At 69.7% G+C, this 16967-nt stretch carries 3 pseudogenes; all 3 read right to left on the bottom strand.

What is annotated here, in order from left to right:
• Positions 1–21 precede the first annotated feature (21 nt).
• Positions 22–651, bottom strand: a pseudogene (locus tag ACK1X7_RS04845) (polyketide synthase dehydratase domain-containing protein); the annotation flags it as partial.
• Positions 625–1083, bottom strand: a pseudogene (locus ACK1X7_RS04850) (hypothetical protein); the annotation flags it as partial. The pseudogenes ACK1X7_RS04845 and ACK1X7_RS04850, both read right to left, overlap by 27 nt.
• Positions 1057–16920, bottom strand: a pseudogene (locus tag ACK1X7_RS04855) (type I polyketide synthase); the annotation flags it as partial. The pseudogenes ACK1X7_RS04855 and ACK1X7_RS04850, both read right to left, overlap by 27 nt.
• Positions 16921–16967 lie beyond the last annotated feature (47 nt).

Raw genomic sequence — 16967 nt, forward strand, 5'->3', positions numbered from 1 at the left:
GATCCGACGGCCGGACAGCGGACGCAGCGCCAGCGACGCCACGGACAGCACCGGCGCGCCCGACGGATCGGCCACCTCCAGCGACACCGCGTCCGGACCGGCCGGGGACAGCACCACGCGGATGGCGGAGGCGCCGACCGCGTGCAAGGCCACTTTGTCCCAGGAGAACGGCAGATACGCCTGGCCGGGTTCGGTGAGGAAACGGCCGAGCCCCACTCCGTGCAGGGCGGCGTCGAGCAGGGCGGGATGCGCACCGCACCGCACGGCCACGTCCTGTGCCGTCGGGTCCAGCGTCACCTCGGCGTATATCTCGTCGTCGCGTGTCCACGCGGCACGCAGCCCTTGGAAGGCGGGGCCGTATCCGTGGCCGCGCTCCGCCATCGCCTCGTACATTCCCGAGACGTCGATGGGCTGCGCGCCCTCGGGCGGCCACACCTCCAGGGATCGGGTCGGCGCGGTGGGCTGCTGGGTGGCGCCCGGGGCGTCTGTGACTCCTGGGGTGCCTGTGACGCCTGTGACGCCGAGGGCGCCCGAGGCGTGCAGCAGCCACTCCCCGGCGCGGCACGAGTGCACCGTGACCGGCCTGCGGCCCGACTCATCCGCCGCGGAGACGGCCACCTGCACCTGGACGCCGCCCTGATCCGGCACCACCAGCGGGGCCTGGAGGGTCAGCTCCTCCACCACCGGGTGGCCGAAGTGCTGACCGGCCTGGAGGGCGAGCTCGACGAAGCCCGTGCCGGGGAAGACCACCGTGCCCCGCACCCTGTGGTCCGCCAGCCAGGGCTGTCCGGCCAGGGAGAGCAGTCCGGTCAGCACACCGCCCTCGGTCCCGGGTAGCGGCAGCACCGCGCCCAGCAGGGGGTGCTCGATATCGTCGAGCCCCAGACCGGACGCCTGGGTCACCGCCCGCACGGGTTCGAGCCAGAAGCGCTCCCGCTGGAAGGCGTAGGTGGGGAGGTCGACCGTCCGGGCGCCGGTGAAGAGCGGACGCCAGTCCACGTCGACGCCGTGGGTGTGGAGGTCGGCGAGTGCGGTGAGGAAACGGGCGGGACCGCCGTCGTCGCGGCGCAGCGATCCGGTCACGACGATGTCGGTGTCGACGGCGTCGGCGGTGTCCTGGATGCCGACGGTCAGCACGGGGTGTGGGCTCACCTCGACGAACACGGTGTGGCCCTGGCCCATCAGGGTTTCCAGGGTGGCCTGGAATTCCACCGTGTGCCGAAGGTTGCGATACCAGTAGTCGGCGTCGAGTGCACGGGGGTCGGTGAGCCGTCCGGTCACCGTCGAGTGGAACGCGACCTGTCCGGCACCCGGCCGGACCGGCGCCAGCGCATCCGCCAGCTCCTCCCGGATCTCCTCCACCTGTGGGGAGTGCGAGGCGTAGTCCACCGGGATCCGCTTGGCCTCCGGGAACTCCGCGAGCACCGCGTCCAGTTCCGCGACCGCGCCGGACACCACGGTGGACGCCGGACCGTTCACCGCCGCCACCGACAGCCCGGGGCGGTCGCGGAGCCGGTCGGCGGGCACCGGGACGGACACCATCCCGCCCTGGCCCGACAAGGCCAGCAGCGCCTTGCTCCGCAAGGCCACCACCCGCGCTCCGTCGGCCAGCGACAGACCGCCCGCCACACACGCCGCCGCGATCTCGCCCTGTGAGTGACCCACCACGGCCGACGGCACCACTCCGTACGAACGCCACAGCTCGGCCAGGGACACCATCACCGCCCACAACACCGGCTGCACCACATCAACACGGCTCAGCGCTCGTTCATCCGCCAGTACATCGAACAGGGACCACTCGGCGAACGGGGTCAGCGCATCGGCACATTCACGCATGCGCCCCGCGAACACCGGCGAGGACTCCATCAGCTCCAGCGCCATCCCGACCCACTGCGACCCCTGACCCGGGAAGACGAACACCACCTCGCGGCCGGGCCGGGCGGCGGCGCCGCCGGTCTCGATGGCGTCCAGTCCACGTCGTAGCTCCGCGAGGTCCGCGCCCACCACCACGGCGCGGTGCGACTGAAGCGAACGGCCGGCCACGAGTGTCCATCCGACATCGGCGGGATCCAGCCCCGGATGGGCATCGATGAAGGACGTGAGGCGTTCGACCTGGCCCCTCAGCCCGGCCTCACCGGCGCCTGACAGCACCCACGGCAGGGGCAGCGCCCTCCGGTGCTGGTCGGGCAGCGGCTCGGACGCCGACTCCGGCAACGGCCCGGACGCCGGCTCCGGCAACAACCCGGGCACCGGCTCCGGCCCGTCCACCGCATCGGGCCGGGCCGCCACCGGCCCCTGCTCGACGATCACATGGGCGTTGGTACCGCTGACCCCGAACGAGGACACGCCCGCCCGGCGCGGAGCGCCGTCCCGTGGCCACTCCCTCGCTTCGACGAGCAACGCGACCTGGCCCGCCGTCCAGTCCACATGCGGCGAGGGCTCGTCGACATGCAGGGTCCGCGGCAGTACGCCGTGCCACATGGCCATGACCATCTTGATCACACCGGCCACACCGGCGGCAGCCTGCGTATGACCGATGTTCGACTTCACCGAGCCGAGCCACAGTGGCTTGTCCTCGGGCCGTTCCTGACCGTACGTGGCGAGCAGGGCGTGTGCCTCGATCGGGTCGCCGAGGCTGGTGCCGGTGCCGTGCGCCTCCACTACGTCGATGTCGGTGGCGGACAGGCGGGCGTTCGCCAGCGCCTGGCGGATCACCCGCTGCTGGGCCGGACCGTTCGGCGCCGTCAGGCCGTTGGAGGCACCGTCCTGGTTGACGGCGGAGCCACGCACCACCGCCAGCACCCGGTGGCCGTTCCGCTCGGCGTCGGACAGCCGCTCCACCAGGAGCATGCCGGCGCCTTCGCCCCAGCCGGTGCCGTCCGCCGCCGCCGCGAACGCCTTGCAACGTCCATCGGCCGACAGTGCGCGCTGGCGGGAGAATTCCAGGAAGGCCGCCGGGGTGGCCATGACGGTCGCGCCACCGGCCAAGGCCAAGGAGCATTCGCCGGAGCGCAGGGCCTGCGCGGCGAGATGCAGCGCGACCAGCGACGACGAGCAGGCGGTGTCCACGGTGACCGCCGGGCCCTCGAGACCGAAGGTGTACGCCAGCCGGCCCGAGGCGACACTGGCGGCGCTGCCCGTGCCCAGATAGCCCTCCGCGCTCTGCGGGGCACCGCTGGCCAGAGCGGCGTAGTCCTGGCCGTTGGTCCCGATGAACACGCCGGTCCGGCTGCCCTGGAGCGTGGCGGGGGACATGTGAGCGCGCTCGAACGCCTCCCAGGCGACCTCCAGCAGCAGCCGCTGCTGCGGATCCATGGCGATCGCCTCGCGCGGCGAGATCCCGAAGAACCCGGGGTCGAACGCGGCAGCGTCATCGAGGAAGCCGCCCGCCCGGACGTAGGAGGAGCCGGGGTGGTCGGGATCCGGGTCGTACAGCTCGGCCAGGTTCCAGCCACGGTCCGCCGGGAACTCCGATACGGCGTCGCGGCCGTCGGCCAGCAGCCCCCACAGGTCCTCCGGTGAGCTCACCCCGCCGGGGAAGCGACAGCTCATCCCGATGATGGCGATCGGTTCGTCGTCCACCGGGCGTGGCGTCACCGGGACCGGTGTCCGGTCGGCCAGACCCAGCGCCTCCCGGCACACATGCTCGGCGAGCGCCGCCGGGGTCGGGTAGTCGTAGATCACGGACGCCGGGAAGCGTGCCCCGGTGGCCGCGGTGAGCCGGTTCCGCAGCTCCACCGCGGTGAGCGAATCGAAGCCGATTTCCTGGAAGGGCCGGGCCGGGTCGATCGCCTCGGATGCCGCGTGGCCCAGTACGGCGGCCACATGTGTGCGGACGAGGTTCAGCACGGTGGCCGTCCGGTCCCGCTCGGCCATGGCCTCCAGACGGGCGGCGAACGCGTCGGCCGCCCCGCTGCCGGTCGGCTCGGTCGGCAGGGATACGTCCCTGAGCAACTCCCTCAGCAGCGGGCTCGGCCGCGAGGCGGTGAGCCGCGCTCCGAAGGTCGCCCAGTCGATATCGGCCACCATCACCGTGGTTTCGTCAGCGGCCAGCACCAGCCCCAAGGCGGAGAGCGCCGACTTGGGATCCATGCCCTGCGACCGCGCCACTCCCGCGGCCATACCGGAATCGGCCCAGGCTCCCCAGGCCACCGATGTGGCCACCAGCCCCTCGGCCCGGCGCCGCTGGGCCAGTCCGTCCAGAACGGCGTTGGCCGCCGCATAGCTCCCCTGGCCCGCGTTGCCCACGGTCCCCGCGGCCGAGGAGAACAACACAAAGGCGTCGAGGCCGATGTCACGGGTCAACTCGTGCAGATGGCGTGCGCCGTCGGCCTTGGCCCGCATCACCTCCCGGATGCGCTCCGGGGTGAGCGATTCGAGCACACCATCGTCGAGGACACCCGCCGCATGCACCACGGCACGCAGATCCGGAATCGTCCCCAGGAGTGCCGCGAGCGCCTCGCGATCGGCGACATCGCACGCCACCACGCGCACCCGGTCCCCCAGCTCGGCCACCAACTCCGCGACGCCCGATGCCTCGGCCCCTCGACGGCTCGTCAGCACGATCCGCTCCACACCGGTATCCGCCAGCCAGCGCGCCACATGGCGACCCAGCGCCCCTGTACCGCCCGTGACCAGAGCGGTGCCGCTACCGCGCCATGCGGCCGACACCGCGGTGGTGGCCGCTTCCGCCCGGGTCAGACGGGCGGCCCACGTCCCGGTGGCACGGATGGCGATCTGATCCTCACCGGTGTGCCCGGTGAGGACGGCGGCCAGTGCTTCCTCCGTGTGGTCGTCCATGACCGCCGGCAGGTCGATCAGCCCGCCCCAACGGTCCGGATGCTCCAGGCCGATGACGCGGCCCAGCCCCCAGACTCCGGCCTGGTCAGGATCCACCACGTCCCCGTCCGCCACGGAGACCGCACCCCGGGTGACACACCACAACGGCGCATCGACCCCGGCAGCCAGGAGGTTCTGGAGCAGCGAGACCGTTGCCTCGACCGACAGCAGCGACACCACACCCGCGACCACCACATCGCCCGGCTCCACCGCCGTCACGACCTGGACCTCCGCCCCGGCCAACCGCAGCGCAACGGCCACATCGGCACCGTCAACATCCCCAGCACCCGGCTCGACCACGACCAGCCAGGTCCCCGTCAGCACCTCCCCGGACGGCACATCCGTGACCGGCGTCCAACCGAGCCGGTAACGCCAGCCGTCGACCACCGACTGTTCCTGCTGCGCCCGCCGCCACGACGCCAAGGCAGGCAACGCGGCACTCAACGACTGCTCCTCATCAACGCCCAGCACCTGCGCATCACCACGCTCGACGGCGTCCCAGAACACCGCATCCACCGCACTGGTCGCGGGCTGGGCCGAGGACGGCTCCATCCAGAACCGCTCACGCTGGAACGCATACGTCGGCAAATCAACCAGCCGACCACCGGGGAACACCGCCGCCCAATCAATCTCGACGCCCCGGACAAACAGCCCACCCAGAGCCTCCATAGCAGCGGTCGGCTCCGGGCGATCCGGACGGAGCACGGCCAGTCCGTCGCCATCGGCCAGCGCGGTCAACGTCCCATCCGGGCCCAGCTCCAGGAAGGAACCGACGCCCAGCCCACGAAGTGTCTCCAGCCCGTCGGCAAAGCGCACGGTCTCCCGCACATGACGCACCCAATACTCCGGCGAGCACAGCTCCTCGCCCGCCACCACACCGGATACGTTCGACACCACCGGAACATTGGGGGCCTGGAACTCCACCGACCCAAGTACCTCACCGAACTCAGCCAGCATCCCGTCCATACGCGACGAATGAAACGCATGGCTAACCCGCAACCACCGCGTCCGCACCCCCCGATCGATGAACACCTCCGCGACGGCACGCACCGCCTCCTCATCACCGGACAACACCACCGACGCAGGACCATTCACCGCCGCAATAGCCACACCCCCGGTCAGCAGCGGCCGTACCTCATCCTCCGACGCCGCCACAGAAACCATCGCCCCACCCGACGGCAACGCCTGCATCAAACGACCACGTGCGGCCACCACCCGTGCGGCATCCTCCAACGACCACACACCCGCCACACACGCCGCAGCCAACTCACCAATCGAATGACCCAGCAGATAATCCGGCTTCACACCCCAGGACGACACCAACGCGAACAACGACACCTCAAGCGCGAACAAACCCGCCTGCGTATACGCCGTCTCCCCGATCAACTCAGCATCATCACCCCACACCACCTCACCCAAAGGCCGCTCCAGATACCGGTCCAACTCCGCACACACCTCATCCCACGCCCCGGCGAACACCGGATACGCCTCATACAACCCACGCCCCATCCCCAACCGCTGCGACCCCTGACCCGCAAACACCACACCCAACCCACCACCAACAGGAACACCCACAACCACCGAACCCTCCAAAGCCCCAAGCAACCCCGCACGATCCGCACCCACCACCACCGCACGATGCGACAACCCAGAACGAGCAGCCACCAACGACCACCCCACATCAGCCAGATCCCATTCAGCGTTGTCCGCCACAGACCCGCGCAACCGCTCCACCTGCGCGTACACCGCAGCCTCGCTCTGGCCGGACACCACCCACGGCACAGCAGGCAGCCCAACACGCTCGCCCCGAGGTCCCTCCACCACCTCAGGCGCCTGCTCCACGATCACATGGGCATTCGTCCCACTCACCCCGAACGCCGACACACCCACCCGACGCGGCCGATCCACATCCGGCCACACCACCTGCTCAGTCAGCAACTCCACCCCACCAACCGACCAATCCACATGCGGCGACGGCTCATCCACATGCAACGTCCGCGGCAACACCCCATACCGCAACGCCATCACCATCTTGATCACACCAGCCACACCCGCCGCCGCCTGCGTATGACCAATGTTCGACTTCACCGACCCCAACCACAACGGCCGACCCGGATCCCGATCCTGACCGTAGGCGGCCAACAGGGCCTGTGCCTCGATCGGATCACCCAGCGTTGTCCCCGTACCGTGCGCCTCCACCGCGTCCACATCCCGGGCGGCAAGCCCGGCGCTCGCCAGCGCCTGCCGGATCACCCGCTGCTGCGACGGGCCATTCGGCGCAGTCAATCCATTCGACGCACCATCCTGATTCACCGCGGAGCCGGAAACCACGGCCAGCACCGGGTGGCCGTTCCGCTCGGCGTCCGACAGCCGCTCGACCAGCAGCATGCCGACACCCTCGGACCAGCCCGTCCCGTCCGCACCGGCGGCGAAGGACTTGCAGCGGCCATCGGCGGCCAGGCCGCGTTGGCGCGAGAACTCCACGAAGGTGGCGGGGGTCGCCATCACCGTCACCCCGCCTGCCAGGGCGAGGGAACACTCGCCCGACCGCAGTGCCCGTACCGCCCAGTGCAGTGCCACCAGCGAGGAAGAACACGCCGTGTCCACCGTGACCGCTGGGCCCTCCAACCCGAACGTGTAGGCCACCCGACCGGACACCACACTGCTCGCGTTGCCGGTCAGACGGTATCCCTCGGAGCCTTCCGGGGCCCGCCCGTCTCCGCCGCCGTAGCCCTGCGCGGACGCGCCCACGAAGACACCGGTCTGGCTGCCCTTGAGCGTCGACGCCGGGATTCCGGCCCGCTCGAACGCCTCCCATGACGCCTCCAGCAGCAGCCGCTGCTGCGGATCCATCGCCAGCGCCTCACGCGGCGAGATCCCGAAGAACCCGGCGTCGAACTCGGCCGCGTCGTGGAGGAAGCCACCGGAGCGGACGTACGACCGGCCCGAGCGAGTGGCGTCGGCGTCGTACACACCGGCCAGATCCCAGCCACGGTCGGAGGGGAAGGGCGATACGGCGTCGTCCCCGGCGCTGACCAGCCGCCACAGTGCCTCCGGAGAGTCCACACCGCCCGGGAAGCGGCAGCTCATCCCGACGATCACGATCGGATCGTCGTCCACGGCACTCGGCGTGTGCGGTATCCGTATCTCTTCGGCCAGCCCGAGCGCCTCCCCGCACACATGCTCGGCGAGCGCCGTCGGGGTCGGGTAGTCGAAGATCACGGAAGCCGGGAATCGTAGTTGGGTGGCCGTACTGAGCCGGTCCCGCAGTTCCACGGCGGTCAGCGAGTCGAAGCCCAGCTCCTGGAAGGTCCGGTCGGGGTCGATCGCGGTCGGGTTCGGGTGACCCAACACCTCGGCGGCATGCGTCCGTACGAGCTCCGCGACCGCACGATCCCGCTCCTGCCGCGACAACCCGCTGAGCGTGGCGGCGAATTCACCAGCCGTCGACGCGGTCGGCTCGGACGTGTCGGCTATCAGCTCGCTCAGCAATGGACTCGGACGCAGGGCCGTGAACCTCGGCCCAAACCGTTCCCAGTCCACATCCGCCACCACGACCGCCGTCTCGCCATCACACAACGCCCGCCGCAACGCCACCACCGCCGCACCCGGCGCCATACCCGACACACCACGCTCAACGAGAAACTCCTCACCCCCAACAGCCATACCACCCCCATCCCACATACCCCACGCCACTGAAGTCCCCACCAACCCAACACCACGACGCCGCCACGCCAACCCATCCAAAAACGCATTCGCCGCCGCATACGCCGACTGACGACCGCTCCCCCACACCCCCGCCACCGACGAGAACAGAACAAAGGCGTCCAGATCGGCGTCCGTCAGAAGTGCGTCCAGGTGCGCCGCCCCGGCAATCTTCGACCGCACGCTCTCCTCGAACTCATCGGCTGTCAGGCTCTCCACCGCGCCCCAACTCGGCACCCCCGCGGCGTGCACAACGACCCGGAGATCGGGGATGCCGGCCAGCAGCGACGCGACCGCATCCCGATCGGCGACATCGCACGCGGCCACAGTCATCTGGACCCCGAGCTCCTCCAGCTCGGTCACCAACTCGGTCGCACCGGGGGCCTCGATCCCCCGTCGGCTCGTCAGCACGATGTGTTCCACACCGGTCCCGGCCAGCCAGCGGGCCACATGGCCGCCCAGCGCGCCCGTACCCCCGGTGATCAAGGCGGTTCCCCGGCCCTGCCACGCGGACGTGTCCGCCGCCGGTGTCACTCGGGCCAGCCGGGCACCCCATGCCTCAGCGGCACGAATTGCCACCTGATCCTCCCCGGTGCGCCCGGCGAGAACCCCGGCCAGCAAGGAGTCCGTACGCGCATCCACCTCCATGGGCAGGTCGATCAGCCCGCCCCAACGCTCCGGATGCTCCAGACCGATCACACGGCCCAGCCCCCAGACCGCCGACGCGTACGGATCCACCACGTCCCCGTCCGCCACGGAGACCGCACCCCGGGTGACACACCACAACGGTGCATCGACCCCGGCAGCCAGGAGGTTCTGGAGCAGGGACACCGTCGCCTCGACCGACAGCAGCGACACCACACCCGCGACCACCACATCGCCCGGCTCCACCGCCGTCACGACCTGGACCTCCGCCCCGGCCGACCGCAGCGCAACGGCCACATCGGCACCGTCAACATCCCCAGCACCCGGCTCGACCACGACCAGCCAGGTCCCCGTCAGCACCTCCCCGGACGGCACATCCGTGACCGGCGTCCAACCGAGCCGGTAACGCCAGCCGTCGACCACCGACTGTTCCTGCTGCGCCCGCCGCCACGACGCCAAGGCAGGCAACGCGGCACTCAACGACTGCTCCTCATCAACGCCCAGCACCTGCGCATCACCACGCTCGACGGCGTCCCAGAACACCGCATCCACCGCACTGGTCGCGGGCTGGGCCGAGGACGGCTCCATCCAGAACCGCTCACGCTGGAACGCATACGTCGGCAAATCAACCAGCCGACCACCGGGGAACACCGCCGCCCAATCAATCTCGACGCCCCGGACAAACAGCCCACCCAGAGCCTCCATAGCAGCGGTCGGCTCCGGGCGATCCGGACGGAGCACGGCCAGTCCGTCGCCATCGGCCAGCGCGGTCAACGTCCCATCCGGGCCCAGCTCCAGGAAGGAACCGACGCCCAGCCCACGAAGTGTCTCCAGCCCGTCGGCAAAGCGCACGGTCTCCCGCACATGACGCACCCAATACTCCGGCGAGCACAGCTCCTCGCCCGCCACCACACCGGATACGTTCGACACCACCGGAACATTGGGGGCCTGGAACTCCACCGACCCAAGTACCTCACCGAACTCAGCCAGCATCCCGTCCATACGCGACGAATGAAACGCATGGCTAACCCGCAACCACCGCGTCCGCACCCCCCGATCGATGAACACCTCCGCGACGGCACGCACCGCCTCCTCATCACCGGACAACACCACCGACGCAGGACCATTCACCGCCGCAATAGCCACACCCCCGGTCAGCAGCGGCCGTACCTCATCCTCCGACGCCGCCACAGAAACCATCGCCCCACCCGACGGCAACGCCTGCATCAAACGACCACGTGCGGCCACCACCCGTGCGGCATCCTCCAACGACCACACACCCGCCACACACGCCGCAGCCAACTCACCAATCGAATGACCCAGCAGATAATCCGGCTTCACACCCCAGGACGACACCAACGCGAACAACGACACCTCAAGCGCGAACAAACCCGCCTGCGTATACGCCGTCTCCCCGATCAACTCAGCATCATCACCCCACACCACCTCACCCAAAGGCCGCTCCAGATACCGGTCCAACTCCGCACACACCTCATCCCACGCCCCGGCGAACACCGGATACGCCTCATACAACCCACGCCCCATCCCCAACCGCTGCGACCCCTGACCCGCAAACACCACACCCAACCCACCACCAACAGGAACACCCACAACCACCGAACCCTCCAAAGCCCCAAGCAACCCCGCACGATCCGCACCCACCACCACCGCACGATGCGACAACCCAGAACGAGCAGCCACCAACGACCACCCCACATCAGCCAGATCCCATTCAGCGTTGTCCGCCACAGACCCGCGCAACCGCTCCACCTGCGCGTACACCGCAGCCTCGCTCTGGCCGGACACCACCCACGGCACAGCAGGCAGCCCAACACGCTCGCCCCGAGGTCCCTCCACCACCTCAGGCGCCTGCTCCACAATCACATGGGCATTCGTCCCACTCACCCCGAACGCCGACACACCCACCCGACGCGGCCGATCCACATCCGGCCACACCACCTGCTCGGTCAGCAACTCCACCGCACCGGCCGACCAATCCACATGCGGCGACGGCTCATCGATGTGGAGGCTCTGCGGCAGCACACCGTTGCGCAGGGCCAGAACCATCTTGATGAGTCCGGCGACACCCGCGGCCGCCTGAGTGTGTCCGATGTTCGACTTCACTGAACCCAACAGCAACGGCCGCTCCGGGTCCCGATCCTGACCGTACGTGGCCAGCAACGCCTGCGCCTCGATCGGATCACCCAACGCCGTACCCGTACCGTGGGCCTCCACCGCGTCGACATCCACCGCCGACAAACGAGCATTGGCCAGCGCCTGCCGGATCACCCGCTGCTGCGACGGACCATTCGGCGCCGTCAACCCATTCGACGCACCATCCTGATTCACCGCCGAACCCCGCACCACCGCCAACACCCGATGCCCATTGCGCTCAGCATCGGACAACCGCTCCACCACCAGCATCCCCACACCCTCGGAGAAACCGGTGCCGTCCGCCGCTCCCGCGAACGCCTTGCACCGACCGTCCGCGGCGAGGCCGCGCTGGCGGGAGAACTCCACGAACAGACTCGGTGTCGCCATCACCGTGACACCGCCCGCAAGCGCCAGCGAGCACTCACCGTTCCGCAGCGCCTGCACCGCCAGATGCAACGCCACCAGCGACGACGAACACGCCGTATCCACCGTCAGGGCAGGTCCCTCGAGGCCCAGGACATAGGCGATCCGGCCGGACATCACCGACGCCGAATTGCCCGTTCCGATATGGCCCTCGAACTCCTGCGGCTGATCTCCGCCCAAAAGGCTGACGTAGTCCTGGCCGTTGGTACCGGCGAACACTCCCGTCGTGCTGCCCCGCAGCGATCGAGGATCGATCCCCGCCCGCTCGAACGCCTCCCACGACGCCTCCAGCAGCAGCCGCTGCTGGGGATCCATCGCCGTCGCTTCACGCGGGGAGATACCGAAGAACCCGGCGTCGAACGCGGTCGCGTCATCTACAAAGCCACCTGTCCGGGTGTACGAGGTCCCCGGGTGGCCGGGGTCGCTGTGGAAGAGCCCGGCCAGGTCCCAGCCACGGTCGGCAGGGAAGGCCGACATCGCGTCCCCGCCCTCGGTGAGAAGACGCCACAGGTCCTCCGGCGAACTCACCCCACCGGGGAAGCGGCAGCTCATCCCGACGATCACGATCGGATCGTCGTCCACGAGGGACCCGCTCGGCTCGGTGTGCAGGGGCTCCGCGGCCGTCCCCAGCAGTTCGGAACACGCGTATTCCGCAAGGGCGAGCGGCGTCGGGTAGTCGAATACAGCGGTGGCCGGCAGCCGCAGACCGGTCGCGGCACCCAACCGGTTGCGGAATTCGACCGCCGTCACCGAGTCGAAACCGAGTTCCTTGAAGGCGCGATGGGACGGCACGCTCTCCGGGTCGGTATGCCCGAGCACCACCGCGACGTTGCGGCGCACCAATTCGAGCAGCAGTCGCCGCTGCCCGGCCCCGTCGAGCCCGGCCAAACGCTCACCGAGTCCGGATCGGTCGGCGCCCGTCTCCTCGACGACGGAAGCGGCTCCCGCGTCGACGAGTCGCCGTACTTCCGGAAGGTCGGCGAGCAGGGGGCTCGGCCTGGTGGCGGTGAAGGCGGCGTAGTGGCGTTCCCATTCGATGTCGGCGACGGTGACCACCGTGTCGCCCTGCTCGACGGCCGTACGGAGAGCGGCCACCGCCAGTTCGGGGGAGAGTGCCGGAACACCATGTCGCCGGGCCACCTCACCGGCTTCGGTCTCCCCCATACCACCACCGGACCACAGGCCCCAGGCCACGGAGGTAGCCACCAGGCCCTGGGCCCTGCGGCACTCGGCCAGCGCGTCGAGGAAGGCGTTGCCCGGTGCGTAGTTGCCCTGCCCCGGTGTACCGACGGTCCCGGACAAGGAGGAGAAGAGCACGAACGCGGACAGCTCCATGTCGCGGGTCAGCTCGTGCAGATGCATCGCACCGTCGGCCTTGACGCGCAGTACCCGGTGCAGTTGCTCGGTGGTCAGGGACTCGACCGTCGCGTCGTCCAGCAGGGCGGCCGTGTGCACCACTGCCGTCAGCGGGCCGATCTCGGCTATCAGGGCGGCCAGTTGGGCACGTTCGGCCACATCGCACTCGGCCACCGTCACCGCCGCTCCGGTCATCTCCAGGTCAGCGACGAGCTCGGACGCCCCGGGTGCGGCCATGCCGCGCCGACTGGTCAGCACGAGGTGCTCCGCGCCCTGCTGCGCCAGCCACCGCGCGATATGGCCGCCCAGTGCTCCGGTGCCTCCGGTGACCAGTACGGTCCCGCTCGGATTCCAGGACGGCAGGTCGGTCCGCAACGCGGGGGCGTGGGCGAGCCTGCGCCCGAAAGTCCCCACCGCCCGGATCGCGACCTGGTCCTCCCCCGAGACGCCTGACAGGACCCTTGCCAGTTGCGCGTATGCCCTCGCGTTCACCTCGGTCGGCAGGTCGATCAGGCCGCCCCAGCGCAGTGGCTGCTCGAGCGCGATCACTCGGCCGACGCCCCACACCAGCGCCGATGCGGGTGCGGGTTCGGCGAGGGTGTCCCCGGGCCCGGTCGATACGGCTCGTTGGGTCAGGCTCCACAGCGGGGCCTCCACACCCGCGTCGCCCAAAGCCTGGGTCAACAGCACCGTCATCGCGAAACCGACGGGAACGGAGGCGAAGTCCGGGTGCGGCCGCTGGTCCAGGGCGACCAGCGACACCACGCCCCTGACATCCGTCGCGCTGCTTGTGCCGGTCGTGCCGGTCGTGCTAGTCAGGCTGGTCGCAGTGGTCAGGCTCGTCAGGTGGGCCGACAGCACGGCACGATCCATGTGTCGCTCGTCCACCGGACACACCACTGGCTCGGCCCCGTGCCGAGCGAGTGCCTCGCACACGCCGGAGACCCACTCATGCTGGGCGTCGGCCTGGGAAACCACAACCAGCCAAGAGCCCGACAGCATCGCGGCCTGGTCGTCGGCGAGCGGCTTCCAGTTGACCTGGTACCGAATCGCCTCAAGCGCGGACCTCTCGTGCCGCCGTCGGCGCCAGGCCGACAAGGCGGGCAGCAGGTCACCCAGCGACGCGTCATCGACCTCCAGAACGGTCGCCAGCGACGCGGCGTCTTCGCGCTCGATGGCGGCCCAGAACTCGCTGTCCGCGGTGCTGCCCCCATCTCGGACCACCTCCGGGGCGGTGGGCTCGACCCAGAAGCGCTCCCGCTGGAATGGGTACGTCGGCAAGTCGATATGCCGGGCGCCGAGGGCTCCGAACGCCTGCCGCCAGTCCGCCGTCACCCCTCGTACGGACAGTTCGGCCAGCGCGGCCAGGAAACGGGCAGATCCGCCGTCGTCGCGGCGCAGCGATCCGGTGGTGATGATGGGGGTGTCGGTGGCCTCGGCGGTGTCCTGGATGCCGATGGTCAGCACCGGATGCGGGCTGGCCTCGACAAATACCGTGTGTCCGAGCTCCAGCAATCCCTCGATCGTGGACTGGAACTCCACGGTCTCGCGCAGATTCCGATACCAATACCCGGCATCCAACTCCGCGGTGTCCATCAACCGCCCGGTCACCGTCGAATAGAACGGCACCTCTCCGCCGCGCGGTTCCACACCCGCCAGAGCCTCCGCCAGCTCTCCTTGGATCTCCTCCACCTGTGGCGAGTGCGAGGCGTAATCGACCGGGATCCGCTTGGCCTCCGAGAACTCCGCCAGCACCGCGTCCAGCGCCTCATCCGCACCGGACACCACCGTCGATGCCGGGCCGTTCACCGCCGCCACCGACAGCCCGGGGCGGTCGCGCACTTGGTCGGCGGGCACCGGGACGGACACCATCCCACCCCGACCCGACAACGCCAGCAACGCCTTACTGCGCAGCACCACCACCCGCGCGCCATCCGCCAAGGACAGACCACCTGCCACACACGCCGCCGCGATCTCACCCTGCGAATGACCCACCACCGCCGACGGCACCACACCGTACGAACGCCACAACTCCGCCAGCGACACCATCACCGCCCACAGCACCGGCTGCACCACATCCACCCGGCCCAGCGCTCGTTCATCCGCCAGCACATCCGGCAGCGCCCACTCCACCAGCGGAGCCAGCGCATCGGCGCACTCGCCCATCCGCCGCGCGAACACCGGCGAGGACTCCAGCAACTCCAACGCCATCCCGACCCACTGCGACCCCTGCCCCGGGAAGACAAACACCACTCCAGTAGGCGATCCGGCCTCGCCGGTCACCACTCCTTGGTCAGGAGTTCCGTTCGCCACCGCCTCCAGACCACGCAACAGCTCAGCGTGATCGTCCCCTACGACCACCGCACGGTGAGACAGCATCGCTCGGGTCGATGCCAGCGACCAACCGACATCGACCGGATGTACTCCACCATCGGCGCTCACGAAGGACCGCAGCCTGGCGGCTTGGGCCCGCAACGCCGCCTCGTTCCGTGCCGACAGCACCCACGGAACGGCTGGCGGTTCGGCCGTTCGCACTATCTCGGGTTCGTCCGCCACAGATGCCTGCTCGAGGATGACATGCGCGTTGGTGCCACTTACGCCGAACGAGGAGACCCCGGCCCGTCGCGGCACTCCCCTCTGAGGCCAGAGGGACGGTTCCGTGAGCAGTGCGATCCGTCCGGCCGTCCAGTCCACGTGGGGAGTGGGCTCATCGATGTGGAGGCTCTGCGGCAGCACACCGTGGCGCATCGCCATCACCATCTTGATCACACCGGCCACACCCGCCGCCGCCTGCGTATGACCGATATTCGACTTCACCGAACCCAGCAACAGCGGCCGCTCCGGATCCCGATCCTGACCGTAGGTGGCCAACAACGCCTGCGCCTCGATCGGATCACCCAGCGTCGTCCCCGTACCGTGCGCCTCCACCGCATCCACATCGCGAGCCGCAAGCCCGGCGCTCGCCAGCGCCTGCCGGATCACCCGCTGCTGCGACGGACCATTCGGCGCAGTCAACCCATTCGACGCACCGTCCTGGTTGACGGCGGAGCCACGCATGACTGCCAGCACCCGGTGTCCGTTCCGTTCGGCGTCGGACAGCCGCTCCAGCAGGAGGATGCCCACGCCTTCACCCCAGCCGGTGCCGTCCGCCGCCGCCGCGAACGCCTTGCACCGGCCATCGGAAGCCAACGCCCCCTGGCGGGAGAACTCGGCGAACGCGGTGGACGTGGCCATCACCGTCGCGCCGCCCGCGAGCGCCATACCGCATTCGCCCGCGCGCAGCGCCTGCGCGGCCAGGTGCATGGCGACCAACGACGACGAACACGCGGTGTCCACGGTGACGGCCGGGCCTTCGAGCCCGAAGGTGTAGGACAGCCGGCCGGACGCCACGCTCGCCGCGCTGCCGGTGGCCAGATGGCCGTCGGTACGCTGTGGCGCGTTGCCGACGAGGGCGGCGTAATCCTGGCCGTTGGTGCCGACGAACACTCCGGTGGAGCTCCCCCGCAACGCGTCCACGGCGATCCCGGCCCGCTCGAAGACCTCCCACGAGACCTCCAGCAACAGCCGCTGCTGCGGATCCATCGCGACGGCCTCGCGCGGCGAGATCCCGAAGAAGGCGGGGTCGAAGTCGGCAGCCGTGTAGAGGAAACCACCCGCCCCGACCGAGGCGCCACCGGCTCCGCCAACGAGATCCCAGCCCCGATCCAGCGGAAAGGCTGATATGGCGTCCGTTCCCGATTCCAGGAGCTGCCACAGCGCTTCGGGTGAGTCGACCCCACCTGGGAACCGGCAGCTCATGCCGATGATCGCAATCGGGTCGTCATCCACCAGAGCCGTGGCGGCGG

It is taken from the genome of Streptomyces sp. CY-1, assembly GCF_047218265.1.
Classification (GTDB): domain Bacteria; phylum Actinomycetota; class Actinomycetes; order Streptomycetales; family Streptomycetaceae; genus Streptomyces; species Streptomyces niphimycinicus.